The organism is Mesorhizobium sp. B263B2A (genome assembly GCF_020165775.1).
Classification (GTDB): domain Bacteria; phylum Pseudomonadota; class Alphaproteobacteria; order Rhizobiales; family Rhizobiaceae; genus Mesorhizobium; species Mesorhizobium opportunistum.
Genome location: NZ_JAIUIU010000016.1, coordinates 40,206 through 57,590 on the forward strand (window position 1 = coordinate 40,206; position 17,385 = coordinate 57,590).

19 protein-coding genes and 1 tRNA gene are annotated in these 17,385 nt (G+C 61.5%); 11 read left to right on the top strand and 9 right to left on the bottom strand.

Annotation, left to right across the window (positions count from 1 at the left end):
• Window positions 1-6: 6 nt before the first annotated feature.
• From LB568_RS22790 to LB568_RS22820, 7 genes are all read left to right on the top strand, one after another.
• Window positions 7-621: a DUF1326 domain-containing protein gene (locus LB568_RS22790; protein WP_013895588.1), complete on the top strand. Its 615-nt coding sequence runs from the start codon at window positions 7-9 to the stop codon at window positions 619-621.
• A gap of 95 nt (window positions 622-716) precedes the next feature.
• Window positions 717-1,496 carry a phosphatidylcholine synthase gene (gene pcsA / locus LB568_RS22795; RefSeq protein ID WP_280739558.1) on the top strand — a complete coding sequence of 260 codons (780 nt, stop codon included), beginning with the start codon at window positions 717-719 and terminating at the stop codon, window positions 1,494-1,496.
• Between the two features lie 28 nt (window positions 1,497-1,524).
• Window positions 1,525-2,502 (top strand): quinone oxidoreductase family protein, encoded by a 978-nt coding sequence (locus LB568_RS22800; protein WP_013895590.1) that lies wholly within the window; start codon window positions 1,525-1,527, stop codon window positions 2,500-2,502.
• Between the two features lie 133 nt (window positions 2,503-2,635).
• Window positions 2,636-4,213 carry an ABC transporter ATP-binding protein gene (locus LB568_RS22805; RefSeq protein WP_041164228.1) on the top strand — a complete coding sequence of 526 codons (1,578 nt, stop codon included), beginning with the start codon at window positions 2,636-2,638 and terminating at the stop codon, window positions 4,211-4,213.
• Window positions 4,210-5,340: an ABC transporter permease gene (locus LB568_RS22810; RefSeq protein ID WP_013895592.1), complete on the top strand. Its 1,131-nt coding sequence runs from the start codon at window positions 4,210-4,212 to the stop codon at window positions 5,338-5,340. Before LB568_RS22805 ends, LB568_RS22810 begins: the two co-directional genes overlap by 4 nt.
• The gene (locus LB568_RS22815) at window positions 5,340-6,260 is read left to right on the top strand and encodes an ABC transporter permease (RefSeq protein ID WP_013895593.1); all 921 of its coding nucleotides are present in this window, start codon (window positions 5,340-5,342) and stop codon (window positions 6,258-6,260) included. Before LB568_RS22810 ends, LB568_RS22815 begins: the two co-directional genes overlap by 1 nt.
• Window positions 6,261-6,310: 50 nt before the next feature.
• Complete coding sequence (locus LB568_RS22820; protein WP_224731285.1) at window positions 6,311-7,378, top strand: BMP family ABC transporter substrate-binding protein; 1,068 nt, start codon at window positions 6,311-6,313, stop codon at window positions 7,376-7,378.
• 61 nt (window positions 7,379-7,439) lie between these two features.
• On the opposite strand, the gene LB568_RS22825 is transcribed toward LB568_RS22820, so the two are convergent.
• Window positions 7,440-8,546 (bottom strand): acyltransferase family protein, encoded by a 1,107-nt coding sequence (locus tag LB568_RS22825; protein ID WP_224731286.1) that lies wholly within the window; start codon window positions 8,544-8,546, stop codon window positions 7,440-7,442.
• Between the two features lie 238 nt (window positions 8,547-8,784).
• On the opposite strand from LB568_RS22825, the gene LB568_RS22830 reads away from it, so the two are divergent.
• The gene (locus tag LB568_RS22830) at window positions 8,785-9,228 is read left to right on the top strand and encodes a hypothetical protein (RefSeq protein WP_224731287.1); all 444 of its coding nucleotides are present in this window, start codon (window positions 8,785-8,787) and stop codon (window positions 9,226-9,228) included.
• A gap of 51 nt (window positions 9,229-9,279) precedes the next feature.
• Here the strand turns inward: LB568_RS22830 and rimO are convergent, their stop codons facing one another.
• The 5 genes from rimO to LB568_RS22855 all read right to left on the bottom strand — a co-directional run bounded on the left by rimO (window position 9,280) and on the right by LB568_RS22855 (window position 13,791).
• Window positions 9,280-10,593: a 30S ribosomal protein S12 methylthiotransferase RimO gene (gene rimO, locus LB568_RS22835; RefSeq protein WP_224731288.1), complete on the bottom strand. Its 1,314-nt coding sequence runs from the start codon at window positions 10,591-10,593 to the stop codon at window positions 9,280-9,282.
• A 184-nt stretch (window positions 10,594-10,777) separates the two neighbouring features.
• Entirely contained in the window at window positions 10,778-11,467 is a 690-nt protein-coding gene (locus tag LB568_RS22840; protein WP_224731289.1) for a TerC family protein, read from the bottom strand.
• 165 nt (window positions 11,468-11,632) lie between these two features.
• Entirely contained in the window at window positions 11,633-12,040 is a 408-nt protein-coding gene (locus LB568_RS22845) for a DUF930 domain-containing protein (RefSeq protein ID WP_032927719.1), read from the bottom strand.
• Between the two features lie 73 nt (window positions 12,041-12,113).
• Window positions 12,114-12,794, bottom strand: a complete 681-nt coding sequence (locus LB568_RS22850; protein ID WP_224731290.1) for a DUF2161 domain-containing phosphodiesterase — start codon at window positions 12,792-12,794, stop codon at window positions 12,114-12,116.
• Between the two features lie 67 nt (window positions 12,795-12,861).
• Window positions 12,862-13,791: a sterol desaturase family protein gene (locus tag LB568_RS22855; protein ID WP_224731291.1), complete on the bottom strand. Its 930-nt coding sequence runs from the start codon at window positions 13,789-13,791 to the stop codon at window positions 12,862-12,864.
• A 273-nt stretch (window positions 13,792-14,064) separates the two neighbouring features.
• On the opposite strand from LB568_RS22855, the gene LB568_RS22860 reads away from it, so the two are divergent.
• Window positions 14,065-14,298, top strand: coding sequence for a hypothetical protein (locus LB568_RS22860; RefSeq protein WP_140569792.1), 234 nt, complete (start codon window positions 14,065-14,067; stop codon window positions 14,296-14,298).
• Between the two features lie 77 nt (window positions 14,299-14,375).
• Here the strand turns inward: LB568_RS22860 and LB568_RS22865 are convergent, their stop codons facing one another.
• Together LB568_RS22865 and LB568_RS22870 are read right to left on the bottom strand one after the other, a co-directional pair.
• The gene (locus LB568_RS22865; protein WP_140569793.1) at window positions 14,376-14,915 is read right to left on the bottom strand and encodes a DnaJ domain-containing protein; all 540 of its coding nucleotides are present in this window, start codon (window positions 14,913-14,915) and stop codon (window positions 14,376-14,378) included.
• A 174-nt stretch (window positions 14,916-15,089) separates the two neighbouring features.
• A tRNA-Ser gene (locus LB568_RS22870) sits at window positions 15,090-15,179 on the bottom strand.
• Between the two features lie 362 nt (window positions 15,180-15,541).
• Between LB568_RS22870 and LB568_RS22875 the strand changes: the two genes are divergently transcribed.
• Both LB568_RS22875 and LB568_RS22880 read left to right on the top strand, forming a co-directional pair.
• The gene (locus tag LB568_RS22875) at window positions 15,542-15,802 is read left to right on the top strand and encodes a PilZ domain-containing protein (RefSeq protein ID WP_140569810.1); all 261 of its coding nucleotides are present in this window, start codon (window positions 15,542-15,544) and stop codon (window positions 15,800-15,802) included.
• A gap of 84 nt (window positions 15,803-15,886) precedes the next feature.
• Window positions 15,887-16,132, top strand: coding sequence for a hypothetical protein (locus tag LB568_RS22880; RefSeq protein WP_140569812.1), 246 nt, complete (start codon window positions 15,887-15,889; stop codon window positions 16,130-16,132).
• A 463-nt stretch (window positions 16,133-16,595) separates the two neighbouring features.
• Here LB568_RS22880 and LB568_RS22885 read toward each other — a convergent pair whose 3' ends face one another.
• A complete protein-coding gene (locus LB568_RS22885) occupies window positions 16,596-17,096 on the bottom strand; it encodes a hypothetical protein (protein WP_140569814.1) in 501 nt (166 codons plus the stop codon).
• Window positions 17,097-17,385: the final 289 nt, after the last annotated feature.

Below are 17,385 nucleotides of genomic sequence, written 5' to 3' on the forward strand. Positions count from 1 at the left end.
AATTCAATGACAGATCCGGGCTGGGCAATGAAAGGAGAGCTCGTACTCTCCTGCAATTGCACGGTTTTTTGCCCTTGCGTGTTGTCGCTTGGCAGTCATCCGCCAACCGAGGGCTATTGCCAGACCTGGGCGGGTTTCCGTATCGATGCCGGTCATTTCGGAGAGGTCGACCTCTCCGGCCTCAACCTGGGACTGGTCATGGAAATCCCCGGCTACATGAGCCGCGGCAACTGGACCGCGGGCCTGTTCATCGACCAACGCGCCTCGATCTACGCCGTCAAGGCGCTGACCAAGATCTTCACCGGCAAGGCGGGCGGGACCACGTCGCTGCTGTCGATCCTCGTCGGAAAATTCCTGGGCGTCGAACAGGTCCCGATCACCTATGAGACGCGGGACAAGACGCGCATCTTCCAGATACCGAAGATCATCGACGGGGCGGTGACGCCGATAGCGGGCAAGGATCGCGAGAAGGATACGGTGATCAGCAATTCGGAATACTGGATCGCGCCGGAGATCATCGTGGCCAAATCCGACAAGAGCAAGATGCGGGCCTTTGGCCGCAACTGGAATTTTGCCGGCCGCTCGGCCGAAATCTGCAAGCTGGATTGGCGGGGCCCGTGAGCAAGAACACAACGCCCAAGAACTTGGCGCCCAAGAACTCGGCGCCCAGGAACTTGGCGGCCAGGAATACGGCTGCCAGAAAAGCCGCCAAGAAGATCGCGGACCGGATTCCGCGGCCGAGGAAGAAAGTCACCTGGCCGCAGGCAAGGGCGTTCTCGGTGCATCTGCTGACCGCCTCGGGCTCGTTCCTGGCCTTCCTGTCGCTTGTGGCGGCGAGCGAAGAGCGTTGGACTGCTATGTTCTGGTGGCTCGGGCTGGCATTGTTCGTCGACGGCATCGACGGGCCGATCGCCAGGAAACTCGAGGTCAAGGAAATCCTGCCGACCTGGTCGGGCGAAATGCTCGACAACATCATCGACTACGTGACCTATGTGCTGATCCCGGCCTTCGCGCTTTACCAGCGCGGCTTCATGGGCGAGGGCCTGTCGTTCCTGTCGGCGGCGATCATCGTCGTCTCCAGCGCGATCTACTATGCCGACACCGGCATGAAGACGAAGGAGAATTTCTTCAAGGGGTTCCCCGTCGTCTGGAACATGGTGGTGTTCACGCTGTTTGTCATCGAGCCGGGACAATGGGTTTCGTTCGCGGTGGTGGTGGTGGCCGGCATCCTGACCTTCGTCCCGATCAATTTCATTCACCCGGTGCGGGTGGTGCGGCTGCGGCGCATCAATCTGACAATGACGCTATTGTGGTGCGCTTTCGGCGCGCTTGCGCTTGCGCAGGCGGCTCTCGCGGCCTTCTACGACCAGATCGGCGTGCTTGGCGAACAGGTCGGCACGTTCACCAAGATCGGTATTTCCGTTACCGGGCTTTACCTCGCCTGCATCGGTGGCATCATGCAGTTCTTTCCAAATCTTGGTGCCAAGAAGGCCTGACCAGCCCACGTCTCGAGGAAGCCCATCCATGTCCAAAGCGATCCGCATCCACGCCCATGGCGGCCCGGAAGTTCTGACCTACGAGGATGCCGATCCCGGCCAGCCGGGTTCGGGGCAGATCCTGGTCAGGCATACGGCGATCGGCCTCAATTTCATCGATGTCTATCATCGCTCCGGCCTCTATCCGCCGCCGGGCGGATTCCCGCTCATCGCGGGCAGCGAGGCCGCCGGGGTGGTGCTGAAGGTGGGGCAGGACGTCGACTGGCTGAAGCCGGGCGATCGGATCGCCTATGCGGTGACGACAGGTGCTTATGCCGAGGAGCGCGTCATCGATGCCAGCCGGGTCGTCAAGGTTCCGGATGGCATCAGCGACGAACAGGCCGCGGCGATGATGCTGAAAGGCATGACCGCCGAATATCTCCTGCGCCGGACCTTCAAGGTGAAGGCAGGCGACACGATCCTGTTTCATGCCGCGGCCGGCGGCGTCGGGCTCATCCTTGGCCAATGGGCGAAACATCTGGGCGCAACCGTCATCGGCACGGCAAGCTCGACCGACAAGATCGAGCTCGCCAGGGCGCACGGCTTCGACCATGTCATCAATTACAAGGAACAGGATTTCGTCGCCGGCGTCGCGGCCATCACGGGCGGCAGGAAATGCGACGTCGTCTACGATTCGGTCGGCAACGACACATTTCCGGCCTCGCTCGACTGCCTGAGGCCGCTCGGCATGTTCGTCAGCTTCGGCCAATCCTCGGGGCCGATCCCGCCGTTCTCGATGTCGCTGTTGGCCCAGAAGGGCTCCTTGTTCGCCACGAGGCCGACGCTGTTCGTCTACAACGCAAAGCGCGAGGACCTTGACGCCTCGGCGAAGGCCCTGTTCGAGGTGGTGCTGAGCGGCGCCGTCGAGATCAAGATCAACCAGCGTTATGCGCTGAAGGATGCAGGCAAGGCGCACTCGGATCTCGAAGGCCGCAGGACCACCGGAACGACAATTCTCGTTCCTTAGTCCCGCCAGCCTTGTTATCCCTTGAATTTCCGCTGAAATTCTTGAAGCTCTTTCAAGACGCGTGCCGCTTTCCGTTGAGAGCCGGCGGCGCCTACCATGCTTGCGGGAACACAGAACATATCCGGCAATACGGATGGGAGGCACTGTGAGTGCAAATCATGATGGGGCGAACCTGCTCGAGGTTCGTGGCCTGACCAAGATATTCGGCACACTGACGGCGTGCGATCATATCGATCTCAACATCGCCAGAGGTGAAATCCACGCGCTGCTCGGCGAAAACGGCGCCGGCAAGTCGACGCTGGTCAAGATGCTGTTCGGCTCGCTGGAACCCAATTCCGGCGGGATTTTCTGGAACGGCCAGGCGGTCCGGATCACCAGTCCAGGTGCTGCGAAAAAGCTCGGCATCGGCATGGTGTTCCAGCATTTCTCGCTGTTCGAGGCGCTGACCGCGGCCGAGAACATCGCGCTGTCGCTGGATGACGGCTCGCCGATCAGCAGCATCGCCGCCAAGGCGAGGGCGCTTTCCTACAGCTACGGCCTGCCGCTCGATCCTGAATCGCTGGTAGGCGACCTGTCGGTTGGTGAGCGCCAGCGCATCGAGATCATCCGCTGCCTGCTGCAAACGCCGCAGCTCATCATCCTCGACGAGCCGACCTCGGTGCTGACGCCACAGGAGGCCGACAAGCTGTTCGAGACGCTGGAGCGGCTGCGCGCGGAAGGCAAATCGATCCTCTACATTTCGCACCGGCTGGAAGAGGTCAAACGCATCTGCGACCGCGCGACCGTGCTGCGGCACGGCAAGGTGGTCGGCCACTGCAACCCGCGCGAGGAGACGGCGTCATCGCTGGCCCGCATGATGGTCGGCAACGAAGTGCAGGCCGTGGTGCGCGCGCCGGTCGAGGGGATCGAAACCGCACAGCCGCTGCTCGAAATCCGCAACCTTACCCGCAAACCGGCAACGCCGTTCTCCATTCCGCTCAAGAACATCAGCTTGAATGTCCGCGCCGGCGAGGTGATCGGCATCGCGGGCGTCGCCGGCAATGGCCAGGGCGAGTTCTTCGAATCCGTCTCGGGGGAAGTCCTGCAACAGGATTCTGCCTCGGTGCGCATCCGCGGCAAGGATGCCGGCGGCCTCACCATCACCGGACGGCGGCTGCTGGGTGCCGCCTTCGTGCCGGAAGAGCGCCTCGGCCATGGCGCGGCACCGCGCATGAAACTTTCGGAAAACCTTCTGCTGTCGCGCCATGCAACCGACGGCAAGGCCTTTGTCGGCACCGGCGGCATGGTGAAGAGCGGTGCTGTCTACGCCGCCGCCCAACGCATCATCGAAGCGATGGATGTGCGCAAGAGCGCGCCGGATCCGGAAGCCGCGGCACTTTCGGGCGGCAATCTGCAGAAGTTCATCGTCGGCCGCGAACTCGACCGCCGGCCCAGCGTCATGGTGGTCAACCAGCCGACATGGGGTGTCGATGCCGGTGCCGCCGCTCACATCCGGCAGGCGCTGATCGAACTGTCGCGCAGCGGATCGGCGGTGCTGGTCATCAGCCAGGATCTCGACGAGCTGTTCGAAATATCGGATGCCATCGCCGTCATGCACAATGGCGAACTTTCCAAGCCGCTGCCGATCGCCGAAGCAACCTTCGAGAAGATCGGCTTGCTGATGGGCGGCGCCGAGCCCGGCCACGCCGAACACACGCTGGAGACGGCATGATGCGCCTCGAACTCGTCAAACGCCCGCAGCGCTCGGCGCTGTTTTCGGCACTTTCGCCGTTCATTGCCTTCGCGCTGACGATCATTGCCGGCGCGGTGCTGTTCGCGCTGCTCGGCGTCAACCCGCTGACTGCGTTCCGGATCTATTTCATCGAGCCGATCAGCCAGGTCTGGCAGTTGCATGAGTTGGCGATCAAGGCGGCGCCGCTGATCCTGATCGGCGTCGGCCTGTCCGTCTGCTACAAGGCCAACATCTGGAACATCGGCGCCGAAGGCCAGTTCATCTTCGGCGCCATCTTCGGCTCCGCCATTCCGGTGCTGTTTCCGCAATTCGAAGGGCCGCTGGTGCTGCCGCTGATGCTTCTGCTCGGCATGGTCGGCGGTGCGGCCTACGCGGCGATCCCGGCGCTTTTGAAGACCAAGTTCAACACCAACGAGATCCTGACCAGCCTGATGCTGGTCTATGTCGCCCAGCTCTTCCTCGACTGGCTGGTGCGTGGCCCATGGCGCGATCCGCAAGGCCATGGTTTTCCGCAGACGATCCAGTTCGGCGACTCGGCCGTGCTGCCGGAACTGATGCCCGACGCCGGACGCGCCAATTGGGGTTTCGTCTTCGCGCTGGTTGCCGCGGTGCTGATCTGGATCCTGATGGGCCGCATGCTGAAAGGCTTCGAAGTCCGCGTGCTCGGCTCCAGCCCGAGGGCAGGGCGCTTCGCCGGCTTCGGCCTCAGCCGGATGGTGTTCTTCGCCTTCCTGCTGTCGGGCGCGCTGGCAGGTCTGGCCGGCATCTCGGAAGTCTCCGGCGCCATCGGGCAATTGCAGCCGGTGATCTCGCCCGGCTACGGCTTCACCGCCATCATCGTCGCATTCCTTGGCCGGCTCAATCCGCTCGGCATCGTCGCCGCCGGCCTGGTGCTGGCGCTGACCTATCTCGGTGGCGAGGCGGTGCAAAGCGCGCTCGGCATTTCCGACAAGGTGGCGCGCGTCTTCCAGGGCATGCTGCTGTTCTTCGTGCTCGGCTGCGACACGCTCATCCATTACCGCATCCGCCTGATCGGCCTGGCGCTGACGAAACAGGAAGCTCCTGCAAAGCTCGAAGCCGCGCCAAAGTTGAAGGAAGCCCGCTGATGGACATCACCGTCAACATCCTCCTGACCATCGCCACGGCGGCGACGCCGCTGTTGATCGCGGCGATCGGCGAACTGGTGGTCGAACGTTCTGGCGTGCTCAATCTCGGCGTCGAAGGCATGATGATCATGGGCGCGGTCGGCGGCTTCGGCGCCGGCTACCTGACCGGCTCGCCCTGGATCGGCCTTTTGGCGGCGATCGCCATGGGGGCGGCGTTCTCGCTGCTGTTTGCCGTCATGACGCTGTCGCTGGCCACCAACCAGGTGGCGACCGGCCTGTCGCTGACGCTGCTCGGCCTCGGCCTCTCCGGCATGATCGGGACCAGCTTCGTCGGCCAGCCCGGCGTCAGGTTGCCCAATCTCGATATTCCCGGCCTCAGCTCCATACCCATAGTTGGCAGGCTGCTGTTCGGCCAGGATCCGATCTTCTACATCTCGATCGCGCTGACGGCCGCCGTGATGTGGTTCCTGTTCAAGACCCGCACCGGGCTCACGCTGCGCTCGATCGGCGACAGCCATACCTCGGCGCATGCGCTCGGCATCAGGGTCATCCGCTACCGCTATCTCTCGGTCATCTTCGGCGGCGCCTGCGCCGGCCTTGCCGGCGGCCATCTGTCGCTGGTCTATACGCCGCAGTGGGTCGAGAACATGAGCGCGGGCCGTGGCTGGATCGCGCTGGCGCTGGTGGTGTTCGCGTCATGGCGGCCGTGGCGGGTGCTGGCCGGCGCCTACATCTTCGGCGCGGTGTGGATTGGCCAGCTTCATGCACAGGCTTTTGGCATTCCGGTGCCCTCGCAGATGCTTTCTTCTCTGCCCTATCTGGCAACCGTCGTGGTTCTCGTTCTAATCTCGCGCAACAAGCGTCTGACGATGATGAACACGCCGGCATCCCTGGGGCAGCCATTCGTTCCGGATCGTTGACAACAATAGAAAACGGGAAGCTCCAAGGCTTAACACAGAGAGGTAACACAATGAAGAAACTGCTTATTGCCCTGATGACGACGACAGCGGCCTTGTCGCTGGCGGCGTCAGCGGAGGCTGCCGACAAGTTGAAGGCTTGCTGGGTCTACACCGGCCCGATCGGCGATTTCGGCTACTCCTACCAGCATGATCAGGGCCGGCTCGAAGTCGAGAAGGCGCTCGGCGACAAGGTCGAAACCGCTTACCTGGAGAACGTCTCCGAAGGTCCCGATGCCGACCGTGCCTTCGAGCGGCTGGCGCGCGAGGGCTGCAAGATCATATTCGGCACCTCGTTCGGCTTCATGGACGCCGAAGTGAAGGTCGCCAAGAAGTTCCCGAAGGTGATGTTCGAGCACGCCACCGGCTACAAGACATCGGACAATCTCGGCATCTACAATGCGCGCTTCTATGAAGGCCGCTACGTGCTTGGCCAGATCGCTGCCAAGGAATCGAAGTCCGGCGTCGCCGGCTACATCGTTTCCTTCCCGATCCCGGAAGTGGTGATGGGCATCAACTCCTTCATGCTCGGCGCGCAGTCGATCAACCCGAACTTCAAGGCCAAGATCGTCTGGGTGAACTCATGGTTCGATCCGGGCAAGGAAGCGGATGCCGCCAAGGCCCTGTTCGACCAGGGCGCCGACATCATTGTCCAGCACACCGATTCGACCGCTGCCCTGCAGGTGGCCGAAGAGCGCAAGCTGCACGGCTTCGGCCAGTCTTCCGACATGATCAAGTTCGCGCCGAACGCGCAGCTGACCTCGCTGACCGACGAATGGGGTCCGTACTATATCAGCCGGGTCCAGGCGGCCATCGACGGCAGCTGGAAGCCGGACAATGTCTGGCTCGGCATCAAGGACGGCGCGGTGAAGCTTGCGCCCTACACCAACATGCCAGACGACGTTAAGGCGATGGCCGAGGCGACCGAGAAGAAGATCGCTGGCGGCTGGAACCCCTTCACCGGACCGATCGCCAAGCAGGACGGCTCGGCATGGCTGAAGGACGGCGAAGTCGCCGACGACGGCACGCTTCTCGGCATGAATTTCTACGTCAAGGGCGTCGACGACAAGCTGCCGCAGTAAGCTTGCACGGATATCGAACGGAGAGGGCGCCGCGCGGCGCCCTTTTCATTCGGTGGGTTGGTCATTTGGCGGGTTGGGCTCGGCCAGGAGCGGCCCGAAACCTTGCCAGGACGGCTTCCACGGCATGGCCAAGCCACGTCTTGAGCCGCCGTTGAGCCGGTCGTTCCCAGTAGCGCCAGATCGCCCAGGAAAAGGCGAGCAGAACCGCGATGCAACCGAACGCCGCGAGCCATTTGCCAATCAACGGTGCGGCGGCATCGATGGCGAGATAGCCGATGTTCTGATGCAGGAGGTAGAGCGGGTAGGTCAGCCCGCCGAGCGCCAGCGTCAGAGCGGACGGCCTGACATGATCGCGCAGCAGGACCGCGCCGATCAACGCGCCATGCATGACGACATTGGCGGCCCAGAGAGGGCGCTGCGAAACGGCGAGGCCATATTCATTCAGCATCCAGTGCTGCGTCACCGAAAGCGTGCCGCAGGACAACAGGAAAGCGGCGCCAAGCAGCGCCAAGGCCGGCCACGACCGGCCATGCGCATGCAGATGGTGGACCAGCACGCCTGCGGCGAAAAACGGGCCGAACTCGGTGATGAACAACAGCCTTGCCGCGTGACTGCCGACGAAGAATTCGTTCAACGCCGATATCGCCAGCCAGATGAAGATCAACCCAAGCTTGCGCTTCTGAAAAACACCGGTGAGCAGGGCCAGCGTCACCCATCCGTAGAAAACCAGTTCAAGCACGATCGACCAGTAGACGCCGTCCATGAAAGGCTGGCCGAGAGCCGGCGCGAACATCGACAGGTTGGCGGCATACTGTCTGAGAGAGGTTGCAAACAGCGGTGCACCGACCGAAGCGATGACGATGAAGGTGATCGTCATACAAAACAGGAAGCCGGGATAGAGGCGAACGAAACGGGCGATCGCAAACTGGTGCCAGCTGCGGCTTTCCGCCGACCACGCGATGACGAAGCCGCTGATCAGAAAGAACAGATTGACGCCGAGGTAGCCATAGATGGCGAATGGCGCGGCATCGGGATAGCCCACGGCAAGTACACCTTCGGCGGCCGCGCCACGAAAAAAATAGTGGAAGAGCACGACGGCAAGTGCCGCGGCCAGCCTGAGCAGGTCCAGCGTCGCGATGTAATCCTGCCCGGCAGGTCTGGTATCCATCCGAATTCCCGCATTTATGGTCCTGAGACCATAGTGCGGATCGCGGCTGAGCGGGTTAAGAGGCCTGAACCATCGCGAAATTTGGTAAATGGCGGCAGAAGCATCCGGCCGGGCGCAATTGTCTGTAACGCAGTTCCGTGACCGCCTTCACAGACGCATTTGCCTTTTTACTTACATGTTCATCTTGCGACCCGGACAAAATTGGCCGGCGTTACGAACGTCAGCAGGAGAAAATCTTATGCAATTGAATAAAAAACTCCTAGCCATTATTGGTAGGCGTATTCCAGCCATCTATGACGTCATTCCGCGCGGACCACAGGGGCGGCTTGCACAAATCGCCCTCAATCCTCAGCCGCTCCCGCCTCACGAGCTGGGCGCCGCGATAGCCGACGAATTCGTGCGCCACGCATGGATCGCCGAGCGAGGCGGGCTCGACATGAAAGGGGTGCTGAGCGACCTCGACGATTGGTGCCCGACGCTACCAAAGCTGCCGAAGCTACCTCCGTGGTGGGGACCGTTTCCGGAGCCCGAGCCGCGGCCCGAGTGGTTCGTGGATTACCATCTGGGATTTGCCGCGAGGCTGTCGGTGATCGAAGGCCAGTCCGCCGGCTCGCGACTGGACAAGACCCTCAATCAGGGTATCGACCGGTCCCTGTCTGCAATCCAGTCCGTGAAGCTCTGACGAAAAAATTGCCAAAACGAGGGTGCCGCAAAGGCGCCCTTTCGGCAGCCGTCAGACCGCCGAACCGTAAAGATCGTAGGCGTCGGCACGGTCGATCTTGACGGTGACGATGTCGCCGGCGCGCAACGGACGGCGCGACTGGATGTGGACCGAGCCGTCGATCTCGGGCGCGTCGTATTTGGTGCGGCCCTTTGCCGATGTGCCGTGCGCTTCGTCGATCAGCACCGGCAGGCGCTTGCCGACCTTCTTGGCGAGCTGCGTCGCCGAGATCTTCTGCTGGCGCTGCATGAAACGATGCCAGCGCGCTTCCTTGATCTCCTGCGGCACCTGTTCGAGGCCGAGGTCGTTGGAGCGGGCGCCCCGGACCGGCTCGTACTTGAAGCAGCCGGCGCGGTCGATTTTTGCCTCGTCCAGCCAGTCGAGCAGCATCTCGAAATCGTCGTCCGTCTCACCGGGGAAGCCGACGATGAAGGTCGAGCGGATGGCGAGATCGGGGCACACGTCGCGCCAGCCGCGGATGCGCTCGAGCGTCTTTTCGCCGTGCGCGGGCCGGCGCATGTTCTTCAGCACCTGCGGCGAGGCATGCTGGAACGGGATATCCAGATAGGGGAGGATTTTTCCCTCGGCCATCAGCGGGATGACGTCGGCGACATGCGGGTAGGGGTAGACGTAGTGCATGCGCACCCAGATGCCGAGCTTGCCCAGTTCCTCCGATAAATCGAGGAATTTCGCTCGCACTTCGCGGTCGCCGAACATCGACGTCTGGTACTTGATGTCGATGCCGTAGGCGCTGGTGTCCTGCGAGATGACGAGCAGTTCCTTGACGCCGGCCTTGGCCAACTTCTCGGCCTCGCGCAGCACGTCGGCAGCGGGCCGCGAGACGAGATCGCCGCGAAGAGCCGGAATGATGCAGAAGGTACAGCGGTTGTTGCAGCCTTCCGAAATCTTGAGATAGGCATAGTGGCGTGGCGTCAGCTTGACACCCTGCGGCGGCAAAAGGTCGATATAGGGATCGTGCGAAGGAGGAGCGGCCTGATGCACGGCGGCCATGACGCTCTCATAGGCCTGCGGCCCGGTGATCGCCAGCACGTTGGGATGCTTTTCGCGGATCACGTCCGGCTCGGCGCCGAGGCAGCCGGTGACGATGACCCTGCCGTTTTCCGACAGCGCGGAGCCAATGGCGTTGAGCGACTCGTTGCGGGCGGAATCGAGGAAGCCGCAGGTGTTGACGACGACAAGATCCGCGCCATCATGCTTGCGGGCGATCTCATAGCCCTCGGCGCGCAACCGCGTGATGATGCGCTCGGAGTCCACAAGGGCCTTCGGGCATCCAAGGCTGACGAAACTGACGCGAGGGGCGGACATAGGCAAGTTTCCAATGGGGGTACAGGCCGAAACGGGCCGGCCTCAAGTCGCTATAGATGTCGGTCTGAGGCGCTTGGCAGAAGCCAATACGCGCGGCGCAATAGCATGGCTTGCCTGATCAAGCAAACCGGACGACAGGCCAGGACATTGCGAACCGTCGCGAGCAGGGCTGCTCCAGGAGCGGTTAGTGGCCGCCTCCCGGTCCAAACCATGGCGCCAGGAAGGCGAAGTGATCGGGAAATTGCTGCACGGCGCCATCAAGCAGCATCTTCACCGCGACGTAGAGGATGATCGCCAGGCCGATATAGGCGATCCAGCGGTATTTGTGCAGCAGGCGTGCGACAAACGACGCGGCAAAGCCCATCAGCGCGATCGACAAGGCCAGCCCGATGATCAGCACCGTCGGATGGTTCATGGCCGCTCCGGCTACGGCCAGAACGTTGTCGAGCGACATCGAAACGTCGGCGATGACAATCTGCCACGCGGCCTGCGAGAAGGTCTTGCTCGGTCCCTTGCCGCCAATGACGCCGTCCTTGTCGAAGTCGCCATTCGACAGCGCTTCGGTCGCATCGCGCTCCTGCTCGTGGCTGACGCGCAGTTCGCGCCACATCTTCCAGCAGACCCAGAGCAGCAGCAGGCCGCCGGCGATGAGCAGAATGGGGCCGATGGTCAGCAGCCATTGCGTGATCAGGGCGAAGAAAATGCGCAGAACGGTGGCCGCCGCGATGCCGACGAGAATGGCCTGTTTGCGTTGGTTAACGGGCAGACCCGCCGCGGCGAGGCCGATGACGATGGCATTGTCGCCGGCGAGCGCAAGGTCGATGGCGATGACCTGGAGAAGAGCCGATAAGCCCGCGGCAGTGAATATTTCCATCGACCAGGAGGCCCTTGCTCGTTCGCGCCGAGTGTTCGTCGTCGACTGTCCAGACGGGCCTAAAGGCATGGTCCGCTGGCGTCAAGACGCAGCAATGGACAACGCTTGAAAACCACTTTCGTGGCCGTGGCATTACAGGGGTGTCAGCAATCGCCGGCGGACGAGCTAGTCGTAGAGATTGTACTTCGCCCAGTCGGTCTCGGGAATCTCGTCACCGATCCGGTAGCGGAGCTGGAGAACTTCCATATGATCCGGCCCGGTCTGGCATTTGAATTTCAGCCGGTACCATTGTCCCTTGCTGCGGAACGCCGCACCCGAGCTCTTGATCGCGTCGGCGCTCATCTCGGGCGTCGCGAAGGCATAGGCAACGACACGGTCGGCCTTGAACTTGCGATCGTCATGCGTGATCCGGTCCAGGACCTCGGCGTCGCAGCGCTGTTCTAGGCGGGTTTGCGGATCGAGTTTCATCAGTCCGGCACGCAATGCGTTGTCCATCGCGCTGGCCGGAAAAGCCAGCGCCAGGGACGCGATGGCCATCATGCAGGGTCTATTCATGGGCGGGACTAGCAGCATATTTTATCTGACAAATCAACCAAGCGGGGCGCTTCATGCTCGGCAAGCGCCCGCTTTCAGGGGGGCGGCGCAATCAAAATCTCGTGTCGGCCTCATCGTGCGAAGCCTGCGGCCAGCGGACCAGCGAGGCGCGGCCGGCATCGGTGAGGTCGTAGAGACCGCGGTCGACACGCGCGAACCAGCCATAGACATTGTGCTGCAGAATCTTCGGCGCGATCGGCGTCAAGGCCTTCAGGTCGCGCGGCCGCTTGGGTCCATCCATCATCGCGGCGGCGCAGGTGAGGGCGCTCTGGCGGTAGGCGGTCATGATCGGATTGCGCGTTCCGCCGCCCACGACCGGATCGCCGCGACGGCGCTGGTGCTCATCGACGATCCGAGAGCGCTTGCGCGCATTCTTGCGCGGCGCCAATGCGACCGGGCTGAGCAGCACCTCGACCCGGTCGTTCGCGGTCACGCCGAGCAGGCCGAAGCCGAGCCGGCGGCAGAGATTGCGGAACCTGGCGTCGCTTTCGCGCCCCTTGCCGCGCGCCGACATGCGTGCCGCCAGCCACACTTCGTCGCAGGCGGCCGCACGGTCGACGCCTTGCAGCACCAGTTCCAGATTGAACTGCAGCTTCAGCTCGCAGATGACCACGACCGGCGGTTCACCCTCGCGCAGCGCGACGATGTCGCAGCCGCCGATTTCCCCTTTCACGACGAAGTCGAGACTTTCGAGGAACCGCTTCACCGGCGCATAGAGTGAGGTCTCGTTCATGCCGCAAGACTTAGCCGATTCGACGCAAAATGCTTGCCCGTGGAAAGGCGCCCTGGCCTCGAGGCAATCAGGCGATGCCGCCAATGTCGGGCAAGACCGGCGGCAACGGGCCGTGCTCCGTCGATGCCGGCTGCCGGGTTTCGGGGCCTGGCGCGACGCGATCCGATGGTTTCTTGCGGGGCATGAACGGATAGCCGACCTGGCCGAAATAGGTGGACGGGATCGGATCGTCGACGCCGTATTTGTCGGGCACCTTGTCGCCGGTGGCGTTGTAGGTGCCGAACACCAGATCGAGGAAGGGCAACTGCCCGGCGAAGTTCTTGTCATAGGCTTCGCGCTGGTTGGCATGGTGCCAGCGATGGAACTGCGGGCCGGCGATCAGCCACTTCAACGGGCCGAACGGAATCCGCAGGTTCGAATGAACGAGCATCGTGTGCCCGAGATAGATAAACGAAAAGACGGCGATCGCGCCTTCCGAAAAGCCAAGCAGAAGGATCGGGGTCAGCGATATCGCCTTGGTGACGATTGCGTCGACCGGGTGGGAGTGGAAGGCCCCGAGCCAGTCCAACTCCTCAATACCGTGGTGAACCGCGTGGAACTTCCAAAGTGCCGGGATTTTGTGAAAGGCCCGATGCGCCCAGTAGACGCCGATATCGGTGACCAGGGTGATTTCGGCAACCTGAAGCCAGATAGGCTGGCCACTGACGGCCTGCGTTACCGATCGCGGGATGAGGATTGCAACGACGCCAAGGATACCCGCCGCCATGATGACCATGGCCACCTTTATGACAAAGGCGTTGAACATCAGATAGAGCAGATCGACACCAAGGCCCTTGCGGAAGATCTTCTGCGGCCGCTCGGCGAACAGATGTTCGAACGGAATGAAGATCAGCGCGCAGATCAACAGCGTCTTGATGCCAAAGATATCCATTCGCCCGCCTATCGCCTCGTCTTTCGGCAGCGCCTCCAGCGCTTGCGCTTCCCGAGAGAACCACATCTCTCCTTTCCAAAGGCTTGATGCCGATCGTCCGACTATGCCGGGCATGGAGCAGCCGCCCGCCTGCGTGTCACATCGGTGTCGCACGCGGGCGATATAGAGGGAACGCGCGGTCGACGAACGCAGCGTTACGCGCGTCCTCCCAGGACTAACCCCACCGGTCCCTGCCGGCGGGGTTTTTCGTTTCAAGGCCCATGTTGATCAAGAACCATGTTGGCGGCCGCGAGTTGTCCTTGCTATCGTGGCATTTGCAATCAGCAGGGGATGCCCATCATGGACGCAAATGAAATGAGTGCGATCGGTGACACCCTCATGAGGGTCGTCACGCCCGACATGTCTCCCAAGCAGCTCGTCAAGGCTGCCAAGAAGGAGCATCCCGGCGCCTCGAAGAAGGATATCGCCAGGGCGGCCTTCTTTTCGATCATCGCAAATGCGGATCAGGACGTCGGCAAGGCGAGGAACCTGCAGGCATTTGCCCTCGCGGAGCGCACCCAGCGAGCCGACTGAGCAAATCGGACCGTCGCTGCACCGCCACGCGCCTCATCGCCGCGGATACGCCGCCCGGCCGGCGCCAAGCGCGAGTTTCAAGCGACCGTGTGGTCCAGGAGTTTGGTGGTCGGGTCACGGCGATGATCGGAATTGGCGCGGTCGATGCCTTCAACGGTGATCGCCATCGTCCCGTTCTCGATCCTTGCGATCCAACCCTTTGCCTTCATGTACCAGAGATGAAACTCGAGATGCTCTCGCGGACAGCCTGACAATCGCTCAAGCTCGACATCTCCAATGCCGGGATTGTTGACGTCCTGTCTGCGCTTTACATAAAGGAGCGCGAGCAGTCTGGCTTGAATGACGACGTCACGTTCCATGCCTTTGGTGTTTCCGGCTTCCTCGGACAACTCCCGGCTGAGCCCCGCATGGTCCTTGTACTGGATGTCGTACTGCGCACGTTTGACAGGATCCTTCAGCGTGTTGTGAGCCTCTACGATTTCGCTGAAGCGCGCCTCATTGCCGGTGGCCTGATTGTCGGGGTGGTAACGCATGGCAAAATAACGAAACACCCGTTCCAACGTTTCGGAGTTGGCGTTTGGGCTGACTTCGAGAACTTCGTAGTAGTCAATGAACATAGCGGCGCTCCCTCAACGCAATCATATATTCATATTGGCTAAAATAAAGAACGTCCAATGGACAAGTGCGGAACCAAAGCGGTTACGTCAGACCTTTGCTTGCGGCTGTCAAGACTTTGGTCCGGCGTCGATAGCCGGCTAATGCCTAGTGAGGAAACGGACCTTGGCACTCAATGGCGGAGGGAGTGGGATTCGAACCCACGGTGAACTTGCGCCCACGCCGGTTTTCAAGACCGGTGCCTTAAACCGCTCGGCCATCCCTCCGTCGTGATTTTTCAATCACTTGGATAGTGCGCTTCCGACAGGTTTTCGCCTGGTGGCACCGGATTGGCACCGAAGGCATTCCCGACCGGGCGCTGTTCATTCCTGTAAAGCTGCATTGAGGGCCGCGTCAACCACCGCTGCGGTGCCTTCCTGCCGTCCCGGCAGTTGGTGCGCATAAATGTTCAGCGGGACGCGCCGGTTCGCGTGTCCGGCGCAGCCTCGCGGCTGAACAGCGGGGGGCGAGAGATCTGGCGGCTTCCACATCGAATAAAGTGTTCCGGAACTATTTTAGCACATGCTGATTGAAACGCGGTTCTTGTGAGAGTTCTGTACATGCGTGTGAAGTTCGTCGTGGCAGCGAGATGACCGATCCCGATCAACCCCAGAAAGAGCGCCGCTTTCATGCTCGGCAGACCGTTCTGAAGGAAGGGACGATAGTCACCGAGAGTTCGACCATAAAATGCTCGATCAGAAACCAGCATGCTCACGGCGCGGAGCTGAGGGTCGACCCGAGCGCCATTGTTCCCGAACGCTTCATCCTCCTCGTGCCTGCGGATGATGCCCGATACCGTGCAGCGCTCCGATGGAGACGAAACGATCGCCTGGGCGTGCAGATCTATTGAACCGGCCCTTGCCGGCGCCATCCCTCTGGTCAGGCTCGCGACAGCTTACCCAGCTACAATAGGGGCCTCACAGCGGAGGTATCCATGGTCTCGGCGATTGGAAGTCAGCATCGGCAAACACCGGAAACCCTACTGAAACCCGCAAAGACAGAAACAGGCGAAGGATTTGCGCCGGGCAAAAGCACAGATAGCGTAGGACATCGCGCCAAGGCCATGGTCGCCGAAACAGGCGATACTGATCCTGGGGCCCAGGGGCGCGCCGCATCGATGATCGCCAGAATGGATATCACCGTTTTGACGCCCCCGAGCGAAGAGCCGCCTTTGGAGTAGGGCGGCTGCCATCGGCTTCTCGATCAACGATATCGGATTTTACCACGTCAGGCAGCAAGGCGTGCCGCCGCCGCATCGTTGTTCAGGCCGCCCAGAGCATCATGCCCCATGCGGTCACCTTTTCCCGGGCATATGCGCCGGGCTTTACGCGGTCTGAAGCTGGTCGACAGATCCCGTGCCTGACAGTGTTATCAACCGTGCAGCGGCAAACGCGGCTAAAATTACGAAAATAGCCGTCATGTTCAGGAAGGCAGACGACGCAAAAATGCTTGCGCTCTGCTCATAACAGCTTGCGAATTCCATGACGCCTTACCCCTCTGGACCCATTGCATCATGATCCTGCTTCAGACGAAATTCAAGCAGATGCTAAAATACGCCGGCAAAGATGTTGCCTGGTGGCCTCCCGTCAGGTGCTGACGTAACGCTTCCATCCCTAGATGGATCTCCGGAGACCCGTCAACTCTCACACCGGCGTCGGATTGACCCCGGCAGCCCTCAACTGGGCGCCGAGCTTGGTCCGAGTGGCACAGGCGGCTTTGTCACCGGCAACGCATTTGTTGTTGGCGGCGGACCAATCCAGCAGGGCAGTGTTTATCCAACTGCCAGGCGCGCGTGCCACGCCATAAGGTGTTGGTGGCGCGCCGGTCGCGGCGGCTGTTGCCGCGGCGGCGCCTTTCCCGCGAGGTGCGAGCTTCCAACCGCTGATGATCAGACAGTTCTTCATGTATTGATCCTCGGCGATCGCATTGTCGAGAGCGTTGCCCAGGCCAGCACCGGCAACAAAAGCCGGTGATCCGATCGCAAGATAACCTTGGTCTACCGATCCTTTCCGCATCTCACATTGAGCATGCGCGACCTCAAAGCTAGGCCCATATCCTATCTGCATGTAGTCATCTTGATTGCTAGTCTGGCAGCCACAAATTGCGACAGTGGCACCAAGTGCCATCAACGATTTTATTTTCATTCCCCCAGCCCCTCCCAAGGCTGAATGATCCTCCCTCAAAGCTTATGTCAGCGCAAGGGCAGACAATCGTTCCGGCAAACCCTGAAAGGTGCACTATCGGGGCACATATGATTTCCGAGAGTAGATATATACAGGGTTATTACAATTCCCGAGCTTTGGCATGCACCACCACGAACCTACCGAACGATCGGTCCAGGGCTGGCCGTCGGCACAGCAATGGGAGGGCCACAATCTTGCCCGGTTCCGGCCACAATCGGTTAATACCGTGATAAACAATTCCTGCGCACAA